This window comes from Pseudoalteromonas sp. DSM 26666 (assembly GCF_900116475.1).
Classification (GTDB): Bacteria; Pseudomonadota; Gammaproteobacteria; order Enterobacterales; family Alteromonadaceae; genus Pseudoalteromonas; species Pseudoalteromonas tetraodonis.
In genome coordinates, this window is sequence record NZ_FPAR01000002.1 from 229,662 (window position 1) to 247,198 (window position 17,537).

The window sequence follows — 17,537 nt, forward strand, 5'->3', positions numbered from 1 at the left end:
TGAAATAAAGCAAATTGGGAAATACGTAATGATATACAGTCACAATTGTAATACGTAGGCCAAATAAACGCACTAAAAACTTAGTAAAACACAAAAAACTGTACTAAAAATAACTAAGCAGATACAAAAATAATAATTAATTCATAAATATGGTCAGTTATCATATTTTAATGCGGAGAAACCCGTGAGCCATGACTCAAACAATACAATTTGGCAGGTTTTTAATCTAATTAATTTAGCGGTGATTGTTTATGACAATAAAACACATAATTACATCTTAAACCAACATGCCAAAACGTTACTTAACATAAATAGTGATGACGCGCTTAGCAGCGATGTTTTTAACAATATTACGCTTCGCGACTTTAATGATGATACGGTTGTTACCGTTGAGCAATTATTCACATCTACTATAACAGCTGTTTTATTAGAGTGTGAATTCACGCCTCAGCTTTTAAATGTGAACCACTCAATTATTGATGACTCTGTTTCTATGATCACTTTAGAGCAAGACCATAGTCACGCAGAGCAATATAATTTTGACCATATTATTTCAAAAATATCCACCAAACTAATTGATATTCAAAATGACAACATTGATCAACAAATTAACTTTGCACTCAAAGCCATAGGCACCGTTTGTAAAGCAGATAGAAGCTACTTATTTGAATTTAATACCGATAGTGAAACTTTAACCAATACGCATGAATGGGTGAACACCGGCATAACTGCCTACAAAGACAGGTTGCAAAACGTCCCTAAAGCCGAGCTACCCTACTTTTTTGATGTAATGAACTTAACACACCTATTTAAAGTTAATGATGTTGCTCAGTTACCGCCAGAAGCGAATTCAGAAAAAGCAGAGTTTGAAGCGCAGAGTATTCAGTCTGTTTTATGTGTTGGCCTGCGCTTTGACAAGGAGCTTGTTGGTTTTATTGGCTGTGACTGTGTTAATACAAAACGCCAATGGAGCAAAATAGATTTAATAAGGATCAAGCTCGTAGGCGAAATTATTAATAACGCACTCAAAAACATAAACTATAAAAAAAAGCTGCAGTTAGCCCAAAAACAATTAATTAACGCTAATACAAAATTAAATAAGTTAGCAAACACCGATGCACTTACTGACATTGCCAACCGCCGATTTTTTGATACTTCCCTAAAGAGCGAAATTAAACGCTCTGCAAGACAACACCAACCAATTAGTTTAATTATGTGTGATATCGACTTTTTTAAGCGCTATAACGACAATTATGGCCACCACAAAGGCGATGAAACGTTAAAACACGTTGCTCGTGCTTTAAAAAGTTTATGTAAGCGTGAGGGTGACATAGCAGCTCGCTATGGCGGTGAAGAATTCGCAATCATTTTACCTGCTACGAATATAGAGCAATGCCATAAATTTGCTTTGTTAATTGAGCAAAAAATAAAAGCACTTAATATTACGCATGAGTTCTCTCCTATTGCCCCTTACATAACACTTAGCTTTGGTTGCTTTTGTAGTTATCCAAATGCAGATACACACACAGAAACCCTAATAAAAAGCGCTGACATCGCTTTATATAAAGCAAAGAAAGCTGGCAGAAATCAAATATGTATTTTTGAATAATAAACAATCATAAATTACTCTTTTCACAATGAAAGTCATATCATTATATTAATAACCACTTTGTGCTATTTAAATGAACAATAAATTGCCCATTTAAATTTATAAATTAAAAACACTTTCTTAGCTTAAGTCATCAGCACTTGGGATAACCACGCCATATAAGTCATTAATGGTTGCTAAGGCACTTTTATGTAGATCAGATGCCAACACATCACTCACTGAAGTTTGTAATGGTCTTGTAGCGCACGCGTCAGCGACTACCGTTGCGTGGTTACCTCTTAAAAATGCACCTTGCGCTGTAAATGTCACACACATGTGGGTCATAAACCCAACAATGATCAATTTATTATTACCAATTACATCTACTTCTTCGCCTAAGTCTGTTCCTACAAAACTATCGGGAGCTGTTTTAACGATAACTTTTTCATCCGCAATTGGCGCGACACTTGAGTGTATTTGGCCTATTTCGGCATTAATATCGTAAGGCGAGCCTTCACCACCATCATGCATAATATGAATAATTTTAGAACCAGCAGCACGTGCATCAGCCAGTAAAATTGCCGCATTATTAAGAGCATCTTGCCACCCTTCTAACTCCATAACACCTTGTGTATAAGTATTTTGATAATCAACAAATATAAGTGTGGCGTTTGTAAGTGAAGCGGGTGTTGAGTCAAGCCCATTAAGTTCACGAAGTGTCGTCGTCATAATTTATCCTTTAATACCGAGTAAAATTTAAGTTTATAAGCTATCACGGCTGTGACAGCCGTGTTGCTGCGTTTGCACCGTGACAGCTTATACTTTATGGTCGGTTGCAAATAGTGTCCTAAAGGACAGTAGTCGATGATATTAGGCCAAAATGACATTACTCTATGAACATACCGTTGCGATTGTTGCTTATAACAATATCAGTTTATTTCACCTATCTATTCCGTGTAGTATTTTTGGTGAAGACTTAGACCGCGTGGGCGCTCGTCCATATAAAGTCACAGTATGTACAGAAACGGTAGGTCTGGTGCCAACACTTTCTGGCTTTCCCATAGAAATAAAACAAGACCTGTCAATACTTGAAACTGCTGATACTGTCATCGTACCCGCGTGGTGCGATCCTGATATACCCGCCTCAACAGCTTTACTTAATGCACTTCGCCGTGCACATGCTCGTGGAGCAAGAATGGTAGGTTTATGTTTAGGCGCTTTTGTGCTTGCTGAAGCAGGTATATTGGATGGCAAAACAGCATCAACCCACTGGGTATGGGCTAACGACTTCGCAAAAAAATACCCAAAAGTAAACTTTGATAACGATGTACTGTACATTGATGAAGGAAATGTTTTTACCTCAGCAGGCGCCGCTGCCGCAATTGATTGTTGCCTACATTTATTACGTCGTGATCACGGCGCAGATATTGCCAACAGCGTGGCCAGACGCATGGTTGTGGCGCCTCACCGCAGTGGAGGACAAGTACAGTACATAGAAAAACCCATTCCTCGACACATCGATAGTAACCGTTTAGAGCCGGCTATCACTTGGGCACTAAAAAATTTAACTAAACCTTTAACAATCGATGAACTCGCCAGTAAAGCAAGTATGAGTCGCCGTAATTTTTCTCGACTTTTTAAAAAAGCAATGGGCACTACATTTACACAATGGCTGCTGAGTCAACGTCTAACCATCGCGCAGCAGCTATTAGAAACAAGTAACCACAATATAGATAGAATTGCTAATCAATCTGGGTTTTCATCGAGTGTTAACTTTCGACAGCAGTTTTTAGCCGCTTTCTCTATTTCACCTTCCGCTTACAGAAAGCAATTTAAAAGTAGCGAGCCGCAATAAAAAGTTACTCGCACATACGCACATCACTTGTTAGCATGAGGTATTATCAAAGGATGGAAATGAGCATGACGAACAATAATCATACGTTAGTCGTTGAAGGTGGTGCAATGCGCGGTATTTTTGCTGCAGGTGTGCTTGATGAGTTTTTAGAGCAAGGATATCAACCCTTTAATCGGTATTTTGGAGTATCAGCTGGTGCTACAAATGTGGCAGCCTATTTATGTAAGCAGCCAACACGCAACTACAAAGTGATCACCGATTACTCCTGCAGGCCAGAATTTATTAATCTCGCACGTTTTATCAAAGGCGGCCATCTATTTGATTTAGATTGGCTGTGGCAAGAAACAGTTCGTGAAATCCCCTTGAATACCGACGAATTCTCGCAATCTCGTTACGATTTTTATATTGTTGCAACAGCAATAGATTCAGGTAAAGCTCACTATTTGCAAGCAACGGGCAATGAAATGGTTGAGCAATTAAAAGCCTCTTGCGCCATCCCAATCGCTTATCGGGATTACCCAACAATAAACGGGATCGCAATGACCGATGGTGGCGTTGCCGATTCTATTCCGGTAAAAAAAGCCTATGAAATGGGTGCATCAGAAATAACAGTTATCCTTTCCCAACCTTTAGGCTATCGTAAAAAAGACAACAAAGTACCGTGGTTAACTAAACAACTCTATAAACAGAGCCCTGCGCTTGCAGAGGCCGCCATACAGCGTTCTAAAAATTATAATGACAGTATTGATTTTTTGCACAATGCTCCGTCAGATTGCAAAATAAATATTATTGCACCACCAACAGGGTTTAAAGTCGGCCGCACCACTAAAAATCTAGCTATACTCAATTCAGGCTATCAAATGGGCATAAGTGAAGCTAAAACTTACCTAGGTAGCCCTAGGTTGCGTGAGAAATGAACATAAGCTATAAAATCAACCTATAAGAAGTATACAGTGATATAACCTTTGAATTTACAGCTTACTCCAGCTATTAATTTTTAAACCAACGGGGTAATGTAATAAAGAACGATGTGTTCGTCGTCCTATTGCAAAAAAACAGATTAAATTTAGGCATGTTTTTTGCATTAGTTTTTGTGTACACACCAAATAAATTAAGGGTTTTTGTGAATTTTCTTCGATGCTTTCATAATATAGTCTCAGATCAGCAGCTTAGCTTTGATCAAAAAATTGCAGACTTACTTGCTTTTGGGCTCGATGTTTTTCAGCTCGATTTGGCTATTATCAGCCGCGTAAAAAATAATTCTTACACTGTTTTACATGCTATTACCCCTGACAATTCTCTTGCTATTGGTACTGAGTTTGAGTTAAACGGCACCTATTGTACACATACTTTGTTGGCCAACTCTGCACTGGCATTTCATAATGCGTCGCAAAGTAGTATTGCAAATCATCCTTGCTATATTAATTTCCAATTGGAGGCGTATATTGGTGCGCCTATACGAATAGGTACAGACGTATTTGGAACTGTTAACTTTTCATCAGCTCAAGAATGCGCCCCTTTTAGCGATGAAGCTTATGATTATATTGAATTATTGGCTCAGTGGTTGGGCTCAGAATTTGCGCGCAATCAGGATAAAGTTAATCTCACTAAAAATAGTGACACCTTATTGAAACTTGAAAGCGTTGCAAATATAGGCACATGGGAAGTCGACCTAATAGACAATAGCATTTTTTGGAGCCAGCAAACTCGACGTATTCATCAAGCCGAAGAAGGCTATACTCCAAACATGGAAACAGCCATTGAATTTTATAAAGCGGGTAAAAGTCGAGATAGCATTAATAAAGCGGTAGAAAATGCGGTATCTAAGGGTGAAAAATGGCATTTAGAGCTGGAAATAGTTACCGCAAAGCAGCAAAATATTTGGGTGTCGACTTTTGGAGAGGCCGAGTTTAACAACGGCAAATGTGTGCGATTATTTGGTACTTTTCAAGATATAACTGAAGCCGTTAAGTTACGCGAAGAGTTAAAACAAAAAAAAGCACTTGCAGAACAACTCCTCCAAGACCGAAGTATGCTGTTTGCCAAAATTAGTCATGAGCTTAGAACCCCGCTTAATGGTATTACGGGAATGTTAGCGACTCTCATTGATGAACACGATTATGACAAGCGGGCAGAAAAAATTAAAGTCGCCCTTCGAAGTGCTGACATTTTATTAAGTATTATTAATGAAGTACTCGATTTTTCAAAAATAAATCATGGTGAGTTAAAACTGGAGCCTCACCACTCTCTACTTAAAACGGTATTTACCGATTTGGTTTCTTTATATTCGGTATTGTTTAGTAATAAACACATTGAACTGCTAGCCACTAATCTCATTCCTAATGATGTTTGGGTATACTGCGACACCTCTCGATTAAGCCAAATTGTCTCTAATTTACTAAGTAACGCGTTAAAATTTACAGAGCATGGATCTGTTTCTCTCTATTCGCAATTAGCATTAGACACAAAACACCCTTTACTTACCATTAAAATAACCGACACGGGTCGCGGCATGAGTAAAGCGTATTTAAACTCATTATTTAAGCCTTTTACCCAAGAGGTTGATGCTAACAACAATAAAGGCGGCACCGGATTAGGTTTAGCAATTGTTAAAGAACTCGTTGGTTTTATGAATGGCAAAATTGAAGTAACGAGTGAGGTTAATGTGGGTACGTGTTTTACCTTAACTATCCCGATTGAACTTGGCAAACAACAAATACAGACACCGAGTCTTAAATCGATTAATAATCATGGTGCCAAATTATCAGTACTGGTGGTTGATGATAACGAAATAAACCGCCTTGTGTTAGAAGCTGCGCTGGATAAGTTTAATATAAAATCAGACTTTGCCATAGACGGCCAAGACGCAATTTTAAAGTGCAAACAAAAGCATTACGATCTTATTTTTATGGATTGTATTATGCCAATACTTGATGGTTTTGAAGCTACCAAACAATTAAGATCTAATAACATATGTAGCCCCAAAAGCACATTTATCGTTGCTCTGACGGCTAATGCTTCTTCCCAAGATAAACTAAGCTGTAAACAAGCAGGCATGGATATGTTTATAGCCAAACCATTTAAGCTTCCAGCAATAGAAGAAGCAATTACAAATACATTAAAAAGGCTGAGCGTAGCCACATTATAATAACGAGTGTCGCTCAGATTAACTTGCACTAGAAAACAAAGGATCATTATGACAAATAAAATTATTGGTATTGTACTTATTGTTATTGGTATCGCACTGGCAATATGGGGCTATGACGTTTATGACTCAGCAGCCTCTCAGGTTACCCGCGCATTAAACGGCGAAACACCTATGGAAGCCTGGCTTGGCTTTATTGGTGGCGCAGTTTGTATTTTAGTGGGTATTACCCGACTTAAATAGCACTCAAAAAAGCCGCCTTTGGAGAGGGCGGCTTGGGTGAACAAACAGCTATGGGTGAGAGCTGTTATATCAAGAGACTTTAAGCTAAAACACTATTAAGCAGCGCTTTGCTCTGCATCGGGCGTTTGACGAATTAAATAGTCAAACGCAGCTAGGCTTGCTGTTGCGCCCGCCCCCATCGCAATAATAATTTGCTTAAATGGCGTAGTGGTTGCATCACCAGCAGCATAAATGCCTTGTAACGATGTTGCGCCTTTGGCATCAATGAGTATTTCACCAAATTGGCTCAGTTCAAGGTCGCTGTCTTTCAACCATTCGGTATTAGGTATTAAACCAATTTGTACAAATATACCGGCTAAGTTCAACTGTTTACTCTCGCCGCTAAGGCGGTCGGTATAGCTTAACCCCGTTACTTTTTTGCCATCACCTAGTACTTCCGTGGTTTGGGCGTTTTTAATAATAGTAATGTTTTTTAAGCTATTAGCTTTACGAATGAGTACCTCATCGGCGCGTAACGTATCAGCAAATTCAAGTACAGTAACGTGTTCAACTATATTGGCTAAATCAATTGCCGCCTCAATACCTGAATTACCACCACCAATAACCGCGACCGGTTTACCTTTAAATAAAGGCCCATCACAGTGCGGGCAGTATGCAACGCCATGGCCTTTATATTGTTGCTCACCGGGTACATTCATTTCGCGCCAGCGTGCACCGGTTGCTAGTACGAGTGATTTTGCCTTTAATACAGCGCCATTTTCTAGCGTAATATCATACCCATTACTGCCTTTTTGCAGGTTTGCCGCGCGTTGGTTGTGCATAACATCAACATCGTATTCTTTAACGTGTTCTTCCAACTGAGCCACCATTTTTGGCCCTTGCGTTGCTTTTATTGAAATAAAGTTTTCAATCGCTAATGTATCAGCAACTTGACCGCCAAATCGCTCTGCTACAACCCCTGTATTGAGCCCTTTACGTGCTGAATAAATGGCTGCCGAAGCACCAGCTGGCCCACCACCAACGACAAGTACATCAAACACCGACTTTTCATTGAGTGATGCTGCTTGGCGCTGTGCACCTTTGCTATCCACTTTATTTAAAATATCAGTGAGGCTCATGGCCCCTTGGCTAAAAGGTTCACCATTTAAATAAACAGCGGGTACAGCCAGTATGTTTCTTTGCTCAACTTCATCTTGAAATAATGCCCCATCAATCATGGTGGCTTTAATATTACTATTTGTTGCTGCCATAGTATTAAGTGCCTGCACAACTTGCGGGCAGGTTTGGCAACTCAAGCTAATATACACTTCAAAATTAAGTGTTTGTTCAAGTGTTTGTATTTGTTCAATGTCATCTTTACTTGCTTTACTAGGGTGACCACCCGTATGTAATAGCGCTAACACTAAACTAGTAAATTCGTGTCCCATAGGTACACCTGCAAAGGTAATATGGGTGTTTTTTTCTGGTGAATGCACCACCATAGAAGGCCTGCGGGCGCTAGTATCGGGATTATTTATTACACTAAACTTATCGCTTAGTGACGCTAAATCGTTTGCAAGACTTTCTACTTCTGTTGATTTTTTGCTGTCGTCCAAGGCGATAAGCAGCTCAACAGGCTGAGTCAGCGATTCAAAATGGCTTTTTAGTTGGTTCTTTATGTTGTTATCTAACATGGCTTAGCCCCTTAAGGAAAATTAAAACAGCAAGGTTCCCATGCCATCAGTGCATGTGCGAAATTTTAGAAACGTGTGATGGCGTGGGAAAGTGCCCAGTGAACCTATACAGGCTCACTGGGTTTAGAGTCATGTTCTACTCTAAATTTTTGGTTAGTGGTAAGGTTTAAATCTTACCAACTAGGTCTAGTGAAGGTGCTAATGTGTCTTCACCTGGCTGCCAAGATGCAGGACAAACTTCGCCATCATGTGTTGCAATGTATTGCGCTGCTTGTACTTTACGAACTAACTCTTTAGCACTACGACCAATGCCTAAATCATGTGTTTCAACAACTTTAATTTCGCCTTCAGGGTTCATTACAAATGTACCGCGAAGTGCTAAACCATCATCTTCAATCATTACACCAAAGTTACGTGTAATGCGTCCTGTTGGGTCGCCAATCATTGGGTAAGTAATTTTACCGATGGTGTCTGACGTGTCATGCCATGCTTTGTGCGTAAAGTGTGTATCAGTTGATACTGAATAAACTTCAACGCCCATTTCTTGTAACTGTGCGTAATGATCTGCAAGGTCACCTAATTCAGTTGGGCATACAAATGTGAAATCTGCAGGGTAAAAGAAAAAGATAGACCACTTACCTAATACGTCTTTTTCAGTGAGTTCTACAAAGTCACCATTGTGGTAAGCTGTTGCATTGAAAGGTTGTAATTTTGTGTTAATCAATGAAGTGCTCATAGTATTCCTCATTTATGTTTAGTGTATTTAAAAAGTTAACGCCTTGTGCGTTGGCTTGATTAATACAATAAGGCCATTGAGAAATTAAATAAAATTGATTGTTTAGATTAAAACAATCGATTTTTAAGATTGCAAACCCAAGGAGTGATCTACTGCTTACTTTTAAGCGTTAAAGCAGTTACAACTCAACTACCACTCATAGTCAGTTGCGCTATATAGATTTTAATAAGATTACACTGCACATCCTTGCTACAATAACGTGGTTTACATTACACAACCTTCAAAGGCATTTCATTTATGGAAAAATTCGTCAATCACATTCAACTTGGCTATTTGGGCTTATTGCCATTTTTAGGCTGTGTGGGCTGGCCACTCATGGTTGGCAGTAACAGTGTAAATTTAGAGTTTTTTAGTTTTTACAGCATTGCTATTTTAGCGTTTATGGCGGGTAATTTATGGCATGCAGGCCAACAAAGCTTTGCTGATGCGATTAAAGCAGTGCTACCGGTCATTCCTATTCCGTTTTTATCATTCTTACCGATTGAGTGGATGCTTGCTTGGTTAGGCGCGAGTTTTTGGTTAGTACTGATTTTTGAAAAGGCCACAATACAGTGGCAGGGTTATCATAAAGATTATCAAAAAATGCGTTTTGTGCTCACATCAGTGGTATTTGTGTGTCATATCTTAATTATTGGTATGAGTATTTACCCTAAATAACACGCCATGGCTTAACCATTGGTCTGTAATAGGGTAACATCCGCGCACTGTATTGAGAGGACACACCATGATAGACCAATTACGCCAACAGCTTACTGACCTTGGTGAGAATTTTGTAGAAAAAAACGCGGCTTTTAAAATTAAAGTTATCCCGTTTTTTTGCGCTATTAGCATAAAAAAAGATCATAAAAGTGAGGGGCGTCTTTCTTTTTATTCAAATCAGCTCATTGAAATATTTATGGTGGTGTTGTTTGTTTTATTTGGCTTAGCCATTTACGACCCTCAAGCCGGTTTTACTCATGGCCCTATTCATATTGTGTTTGCTATTTTGATTACCTTTAACTTAATTCTTAAACAAGTTGCCATTGAAGGGTTAAAAACGCGTTTAGCTATGTATAGGTTGCATCAACAGCTGATTAATACACCGCATCCTGGCACATCGCCTGTTACTAATAAAAACATATAATTTAATATGTATTTAAACCCAAATTGGAACATACTCACGGTAGGTGATGGCGACTTATCGTTTTCAAACGCGCTTTACAACCACATTAAACCGCAAAAGTTAGTTGCCTCAACCTATGATGCAGCTGCAACTCTTACAGAAAAATACCCCGATAACGCGCTTGCCTCACTTAAAGCACATAAAATTGATGTGCTTAATGAATTTGATGTCACCAACACACAATGTTGGCAACAACTAGCCGAGCACCTAAACAGCTTTGATGTAGTGATTTTTCAATTTCCACTTATTCCTGCGTTTATTGGTCGCGACGCATTTGAGAAAAATACACGTAATAACAGCATGAACGTGCTTAACCGTGCGTTACTGCATCAATTTATAAAATATGCCAATGAGTTTGCCTTGAACCCACAAGGCCCTGGGTTATGCTATATAACCTCAAAAGATGTTAAACCGTATCGTGAGTGGAATATTGAGGGGAGTTTAAATACCCATTTAAACGCGGCATACCAAGGACAAATGCCATTCGATATCAGTCGCTTTGATGGCTATAAAATTCGCAATGTCGACCGTGACAAACACGTCAAAGACACCAGCGGTATTACTTATGTATTTAGTGAAAATACACTACCCGAACTAAGTAATATGTTAACAACCCCTAATTATCTAACTGATGATTATTGCCCGCTTTGTCGTGTGGGGCCGTTTTTAGCGGATGAAGATAAAAACAAACATTTTTCCGCTAAAAAGCACCAGCAAATGCTCAAACTAGAGCAAGACTGGCAGCAATGGTTAACAGCGTTTAATAAGTCAAGTTAGTCACAAAGTGCAGCTTGCTTTATTAAGTCAGCTGCTTTTTCTGCAATTGCTATTACCCCAGCATTGGTATTTCCGGTAATAATACTGGGCATAATAGAGGCGTCTACCACCCGTAAATTTTGCACACCGTGAACACGTAATTCGCTATCAACCACAGCCATATCGTCTTGGCCCATTTTGCAGGTTCCTACGGGGTGGTATTCTGTATCGGCTGTTTGCCTAATAAACTCAATAAGCTGCGCATCATCATTAATATCAAGCGGATATACCATATCTGCACGAATAGTATCAAACGCTTTGCTTTGCATTATGCTCAATGTTTTTTTAAGTCCAAGTAGCATAACCTGTAAATCATCGGGGTGGCTTAAATAATTAGGATCAATGAGTGGCGCACTTGAAGGGTTGGCATCCGCTAAACGAATAGTGCCGCGGCTTTTAGGGTGCATTATGCTGCTATGAATACTGTATCCATGGCCATAATGCAGTTTACGGCTGTGATCGTCCACCAGCCCAATAACAAATTCAAGTTGCACATCGGGCACAATAGAATCTGTAAATAAGTTTATAAACGCATGCGATTCGGCAAAGTTACTGGTTAGCTTTCCTTCGCGTTTGGCAAACCAATCAACGCATCCTTTTGCAATATTAAACGCACCACTGGCACTTATTCCAAATGTGCCTTGCGAATATTTTGCTTTGTATAATGGCACAACGGTTAAGTGATCGTGCAAATTACTGCCTACACCTTCTAATGGCGTTACAAGCTCAATGTTATGCTGCTTTAAATGATCTGTAGGCCCCACTCCCGATAACATTAAAAGTTGGGGAGAGTTAATCGCACCGGTACTTAAAATAACTTCTTTATGGGCATTTAGCACATAGCTTTTATTATTAACTGCAACTGTTACACCAGTTGCAGATTTCCCGCAAAAATTAATTTTATGCACCTGCGCATCAGTGAGCACGGTTAAGTTTTTACGAGCTAAATTAGGTGTTAAGTACGCTTTTGCCGCACTGCAACGCTCCCCTTTATGTTGAGTGACCTGCGATAACCGCGCACCTAGCTGTTGCTGCGCATTAATATCGTCATTAAGGGCCACGCCTTGCTCTTGGCATGCTTTTAAGAACAGCTGATTAACTGGGCTTGGTAAACTTAGCTCTTGCACATGTAAGGGGCCATTTACACCATGATATGGGCTGTTGATAAAGGTTTTGTTGTTTTCAGCTTTGATAAAATAAGGCAGCAAACTGGTATAATCCCAGCCGGTATTTCCCATAGCGGCCCAGTTGTCGTAGTCTTTTTTATTCCCCCTAATGTACACCATGGCATTGATTGAACTTGAACCACCAAGCACTTTACCTCTGGGCATAAATCCACAGCGGTTATTAAGCTCTTTTTGTGGCACCGTGTTGTAATGCCAGCTATTAATGCCATAAGGCACACTAGCTGCAACTCCCGCAGGCATTTGCACCATGGCACTTTGGTCACGGCCGCCGGCTTCAATTAAACACACACTCACATTTTTATTTTCAGATAATCGCGAGGCAACAACACAGCCGGCACTGCCTGCGCCAATCACAATGTAATCAAATGAGGTGGTATGCATAAAATATCTCCCATTAAAAAAACTACTTTGCATGGATTATCTACTAAAAACTTGATATTTTTAGACACCTTTTCACTAATGCAATTGTTATGAGCAGCCTAATTAAAGCCACTTCTTTACAGGGAATTGATACATTAATTACCGAACTAGGTGGTGATACAGCAAGCATCATGCGCCATTGCGCCATTGAGGTAACGTTAAACTCCCTTGAAACCCAAAGCTTAACTTATCGCCATTATGCCGAACTTTTAGAATACTGCGCTCATAGCTTAAACTGCCCAAGTTTTGGTCTTAAACTCGCTAGCAAACAAAGTTTTGATATTTTAGGGCATATCGCTATCGCCGCTAAAAGTGGAACTGATTTAGGTGAAGCGCTTACATGGGTAATTAAATACCTGCACTTACATACACCCGCACTTAATTTAACCACGCATACACTTGAAGATGACCAAAATATATTTTTATCATTCGAAATAAAACTCAAGCCTTTACCTGTTATAAATCAAGTTATTGAATTAACAATTGCACTGGCGCTCGCTACCTTAAAAAAAGTGAGCCAAAATCAATGTAAACCCATTAAGGTATTTTTACCGCAAAAGATTGATGCAAATATACGGGCTTACCATCAGCACTTTGGCTGTAACGTTATTGAACACAGAAATAGCGCCGGTATTTTAATCGCCAAAAACGATTTATTATTGCCACTTAATGTTTCTGATCAACACAAAGTACAAGCCGCATTAAACTTTTTAGCCGCTAATAATGCGCATACTCAGTCGTTACCTTCGCAAGTAAGTGCGCTTATTCGACCTATGCTGCCCCTTTTTCAATGCTCAAACCAAACGATAGCAACGGCACTTAATCTACATCCTCGCACCTTGCATCGTGAACTTAAAAAACATAACACCAGCTTTGTAAAACTAAAAGATGCCACTCGCCGCGCATTATGTGAACACTATTTAATGCAAAACCAATTTTCTATTTCACAAATATCCGAGCTGTTAGGTTATCAAGAACAAGCCACATTAAGTGCCAGTGTAAAACGCTGGTTTAACTGCTCTGCCCGCGCATTTAGAGCAAAATATTGTTAAACTGCAAAGCTGTGTAAAATACATAAAAAGGCTAAACATGAATTTTGTGATTGTAGGTACCAATTTTATTAGCGACACCCTACTTGATGCGGCAAGTACTCTGAGTAATTTTAATTTATACGGTGTGTGTTCTCGGGCAGAAAGTAGCGCTGAGCGATTTTTAGCTAATCACCCCACTCATTCTCAAGCAAAAATATTTACCTCCATTGACGCTGTTTGCCAAGACGAGCTTGTAGAGGCAGTATATATTGCCGCACCAAATAGCCTGCATAAAGACTATGCTGTGCAATGTTTAGCTGCGGGCAAACACGTACTTGGCGAAAAACCCTCAGCAGCAAATAGTCATGAGCTTACTGCTATTTTAACGGCTGCTCAAAAACATCAACGTTTGTACATGGAAGCGATGATGACAACGCATTTACCTAACTTTGCTGTTTTAAAAAACGCATTAAAAAGAATCGGTACACCGCGTAAATTTATTGGCCAATTTAGCCAATACTCGTCTCGTTACGATAAGCTCAAAAACGGCGAGCGCCCTAATACCTTTTTACCTGAATTTGCAAATGGCGCATTAGTAGACTTGGGTATTTACCCACTTTATTTACTTATAGCACTGTGGGGCGCACCAAACAGTGTGCACGCCAGTGGCGTATTACTAGAAACCGGTGTTGATGGTGCCGGCGATGTACTTTTAAATTATGCAGATAAACAAGCGGTAATTAGTTATTCAAAAATATCGCAAGGCGAGAACATCACCGAAATACAAGGTGAGTTAGGCCGTATTCGTATTGAAGCTGTATCGCAACTTAAAAAAGTGGAATTCATCGCTAATAATGGCCAAAAAGAAACAATAAGTGCAGATTTTGATGAGCATTTTATGAAGTATGAAGTGGCGCACTTTATTGAAATGATTGAGCAAAATGCATTAGAGTCACATATTAACAACCACCAGCTTTCACGCGATGTGATGACGGTACTCGATACCGCCCGCGCACAATTAGGCGTTATATACCCTGCAGATAGTAAAGCTAAACTATAAATTTTTACTCAATCAGTCAGCCCCCATTACCCGCCACCTCAATCTTAAAAAAGAGTAACGCTTATTTTTCATTCAGCCCAGTGATAGCCTCTCATCACTGGGGACTCCATGTAAAACGTTAATTTACATTTACCTGCGTAGGTAAAAGCAGGTAATATGCGCCGCAATTAAATGGCAATATTTAAGGACGACCATGCAAAAATCAACCAAAGAGCTATTACTGGCTATTTTATGCATATTGCTTGCAATGATCACTATTCAGTCTGGGGCTTCACTGGCTAAGCAGCTTTTCCCTATTGTTGGCCCTGAGGGTACAACAGCCTTACGTTTAGGTTTTTCTGCCGCTATTCTTTGTTTGATTTTTAAACCTTGGAGACACTTTCCGGTTGCAAGCCAGCGTTTACCCATCTTAATTTATGGTTTGAGCCTAGGCGGCATGAACATTCTATTTTATTACGCCATTGAACGTATTCCACTGGGTATTGGTGTTGCGCTTGAATTTACCGGGCCCCTTGCCGTTGCGTTATTTTCATCAAGACGAAAGCGTGATTTATTTTGGGTTGCTTGCGCAATTACCGGAATATTATTACTGTTACCCGATATGAAAGGCCAAGAAAGTTTAGATCCAATTGGCGTGATTTTAGCTCTAGCAGCGGGTGCGTGTTGGGCAGGTTATATTTTATTTGGTAAAAAAACCGGCAGCCAAAGCTCTGGTGGCGCAACGGTAGCGATGGGCATGACCATTTCAGCTATTGTGCTTGTACCTTATGGTGGCATATCACAAAGTGCCGCATTTACTTGGGATATTATTCCGTTAGGTATTGCCATTGCGGTACTTTCAAGTGCCCTACCTTACACTTTAGAAATGATCACATTGCGGAATATGTCGCCGCAAGGGTTTAGCATTATGATGAGCCTTGAACCCGCTATTGCAGCACTCGCTGGCTTAGTTATTTTAGGTGAACTACTTAGCATTTGGCAGTGGCTTGCTATTTTATTAGTTATTATTGCCTCGGTTGGCAGCTCAACGTCAAACAGTAAAAAGCAGCCCGCTGCTTAATATTTAATTAAATATTAAGCTACCGAGACACACAAAACCCACGCTATTTGCTTGGGTTTTGTAGTTAAGTCATTCACTATTTTATAGGGGATGGCTTGCCATGTGGGCTTGAGCGCAAATATTGCTTTGGTGCCTGCACTTGCGCGCCCAACTCGGCCGCAGCATGCCAAGGCCAATGTGGGTTATATAAAATACCCCGCGCTAAAGCGACACCATCAGCACGTTCATCACTGAGAATACTTTCAGCTTGCTGCGCCTCGGTAATTAAACCCACTGCTATCACAGGCATATTCACAACCTGTTTAATGGCGGTTGCAAACGGCACCTGAAAATTCTTAGCAACAGGTATATTTTGCTCAGGGCTTAAACCCGCAGTGCTTACATGAATAAAGTCACACCCTAACGCGTCAAGCGCTTTTGCCAGTTCAATTGATTGCGGTAAATCCCAACCACCATCTACCCAATCGGTTGCTGAAATACGTACACCCACCGCTTTATTGCTTGGAAATGCCGTTCTTACAGCTTTAAATACGTCGAGTAATAATCGCATTCTATTTTCTAGGCTACCACCGTATTGATCATCACGTTTGTTTGCCAGCGGCGATAAGAACTGGTGTAGCAAATAACCGTGCGCGCCATGTATTTCTATTAAATCAAGGCCTAACTCGTCAGCGCGCTTTGCCGCATTAACAAAGTCACTTATGAGCGAATCTATATGATCTTGGTTCATCGCTTTGGGAGTGGGGCTGTTTTCATCATAGGCAATGGCTGATGGCGCAACCGTTTGCCAACCATTGAGGTGATCGGGCATAAGTACCCCACCGCCATCCCATGGTTTATCGGTTGACGCTTTTCGACCTGCATGGGCTAATTGAATACCAATAGGCATTGGGCTGTATTGTCTTACGGCCGTTAAACTTTTTGCTAATGCAGCTTGGGTAGTATCATCCCATAATCCTAAATCGGCGTAACTAATTCGCCCTTCGGGATTAACGGCCGTCGCTTCTAAAATAAGTAAACCCGCTCCACTTAAACTCAATTGCCCTAAATGAATGGTATGCCAGTCACTTGCAGCCCCATTGTTGGCCGAGTACTGGCACATGGGTGCAATAATAATTCTATTCTCTAGGCTTAATTTACCAAGTGACAATGGTGAAAACAGCTTTGACATTATAAATCCTCATATAACTGACTCACAGCCACAGCCAAACTGTGCTGTTGGTGTTATCAATAATTAAACATGTATTTATAAAGGTTATGGGGGGGAATATTCATTTTTATAGTGTTTATAAAAATATAAGTAATGACGTTTTAAACTATTCATTATCCAGTTTTTATCTATATTAGGCACAATTATTATTTTGGTTGATTTTAAAGCAACGCCTTTGTTTATTTAATATACAGCGCGAAACACTCAAACTCACTTTTATATTTTTATTCTAAAAAAGTGAATTAAAATTCATATTTTTATTTCCATCACTAAAACTCCCTGCTACTATTA

Annotated in this window: 16 protein-coding genes; 11 read left to right on the top strand and 5 right to left on the bottom strand. The window is 39.8% G+C overall.

The annotated features are described in order from the left end of the window. Positions 1-184: 184 nt before the first annotated feature. Positions 185-1,609, top strand: a complete 1,425-nt coding sequence (locus BM380_RS05025) for a sensor domain-containing diguanylate cyclase (protein ID WP_090493301.1) — start codon at positions 185-187, stop codon at positions 1,607-1,609. Positions 1,610-1,729: 120 nt separating this feature from the next. On the opposite strand, the gene BM380_RS05030 is transcribed toward BM380_RS05025, so the two are convergent. Next, positions 1,730-2,317, bottom strand: coding sequence for a cysteine hydrolase family protein (locus tag BM380_RS05030; protein ID WP_090493303.1), 588 nt, complete (start codon positions 2,315-2,317; stop codon positions 1,730-1,732). A 151-nt stretch (positions 2,318-2,468) separates the two neighbouring features. On the opposite strand from BM380_RS05030, the gene BM380_RS05035 reads away from it, so the two are divergent. The 4 genes from BM380_RS05035 to BM380_RS05050 all read left to right on the top strand — a co-directional run bounded on the left by BM380_RS05035 (position 2,469) and on the right by BM380_RS05050 (position 6,831). Further along, positions 2,469-3,443, top strand: coding sequence for a GlxA family transcriptional regulator (locus BM380_RS05035; protein WP_064663554.1), 975 nt, complete (start codon positions 2,469-2,471; stop codon positions 3,441-3,443). 59 nt (positions 3,444-3,502) lie between these two features. Next, positions 3,503-4,360: a patatin-like phospholipase family protein gene (locus BM380_RS05040; RefSeq protein WP_090493305.1), complete on the top strand. Its 858-nt coding sequence runs from the start codon at positions 3,503-3,505 to the stop codon at positions 4,358-4,360. Between the two features lie 206 nt (positions 4,361-4,566). Next, entirely contained in the window at positions 4,567-6,591 is a 2,025-nt protein-coding gene (locus BM380_RS05045; protein WP_090493579.1) for a hybrid sensor histidine kinase/response regulator, read from the top strand. Between the two features lie 48 nt (positions 6,592-6,639). Next, positions 6,640-6,831, top strand: coding sequence for a DUF3185 family protein (locus BM380_RS05050; RefSeq protein WP_013463077.1), 192 nt, complete (start codon positions 6,640-6,642; stop codon positions 6,829-6,831). A 95-nt stretch (positions 6,832-6,926) separates the two neighbouring features. On the opposite strand, the gene ahpF is transcribed toward BM380_RS05050, so the two are convergent. Both ahpF and ahpC read right to left on the bottom strand, forming a co-directional pair. After that, entirely contained in the window at positions 6,927-8,504 is a 1,578-nt protein-coding gene (ahpF, locus tag BM380_RS05055) for an alkyl hydroperoxide reductase subunit F (RefSeq protein ID WP_090493307.1), read from the bottom strand. Positions 8,505-8,670: 166 nt separating this feature from the next. Further along, positions 8,671-9,240: an alkyl hydroperoxide reductase subunit C gene (gene ahpC, locus BM380_RS05060; protein ID WP_008115650.1), complete on the bottom strand. Its 570-nt coding sequence runs from the start codon at positions 9,238-9,240 to the stop codon at positions 8,671-8,673. 297 nt (positions 9,241-9,537) lie between these two features. Between ahpC and BM380_RS05065 the strand changes: the two genes are divergently transcribed. From BM380_RS05065 to BM380_RS05075, 3 genes are all read left to right on the top strand, one after another. Further along, positions 9,538-9,957 carry a DUF3429 domain-containing protein gene (locus tag BM380_RS05065; RefSeq protein WP_016899606.1) on the top strand — a complete coding sequence of 140 codons (420 nt, stop codon included), beginning with the start codon at positions 9,538-9,540 and terminating at the stop codon, positions 9,955-9,957. 67 nt (positions 9,958-10,024) lie between these two features. After that, complete coding sequence (locus BM380_RS05070) at positions 10,025-10,423, top strand: hypothetical protein (RefSeq protein WP_016899605.1); 399 nt, start codon at positions 10,025-10,027, stop codon at positions 10,421-10,423. Between the two features lie 6 nt (positions 10,424-10,429). After that, on the top strand, positions 10,430-11,239 hold the full coding sequence (locus BM380_RS05075; RefSeq protein ID WP_090493309.1) for a class I SAM-dependent methyltransferase: 810 nt from the start codon (positions 10,430-10,432) through the stop codon (positions 11,237-11,239). On the opposite strand, the gene BM380_RS05080 is transcribed toward BM380_RS05075, so the two are convergent. After that, positions 11,236-12,846 (bottom strand): GMC family oxidoreductase, encoded by a 1,611-nt coding sequence (locus BM380_RS05080; protein ID WP_090493581.1) that lies wholly within the window; start codon positions 12,844-12,846, stop codon positions 11,236-11,238. The genes BM380_RS05075 and BM380_RS05080 overlap by 4 nt on opposite strands. Positions 12,847-12,935: 89 nt before the next feature. Here BM380_RS05080 and BM380_RS05085 point away from each other — a divergent pair, with 89 nt between their 5' ends. From BM380_RS05085 to BM380_RS05095, 3 genes are all read left to right on the top strand, one after another. Continuing rightward, entirely contained in the window at positions 12,936-13,937 is a 1,002-nt protein-coding gene (locus BM380_RS05085) for an AraC family transcriptional regulator (RefSeq protein WP_090493311.1), read from the top strand. 37 nt (positions 13,938-13,974) lie between these two features. Then, the gene (locus tag BM380_RS05090) at positions 13,975-14,976 is read left to right on the top strand and encodes a Gfo/Idh/MocA family protein (protein WP_028834171.1); all 1,002 of its coding nucleotides are present in this window, start codon (positions 13,975-13,977) and stop codon (positions 14,974-14,976) included. A gap of 193 nt (positions 14,977-15,169) precedes the next feature. Further along, complete coding sequence (locus BM380_RS05095) at positions 15,170-16,036, top strand: EamA family transporter (protein WP_058155863.1); 867 nt, start codon at positions 15,170-15,172, stop codon at positions 16,034-16,036. A 76-nt stretch (positions 16,037-16,112) separates the two neighbouring features. Here the strand turns inward: BM380_RS05095 and BM380_RS05100 are convergent, their stop codons facing one another. After that, a complete protein-coding gene (locus BM380_RS05100; RefSeq protein WP_090493313.1) occupies positions 16,113-17,207 on the bottom strand; it encodes an NADH:flavin oxidoreductase/NADH oxidase in 1,095 nt (364 codons plus the stop codon). Positions 17,208-17,537 lie beyond the last annotated feature (330 nt).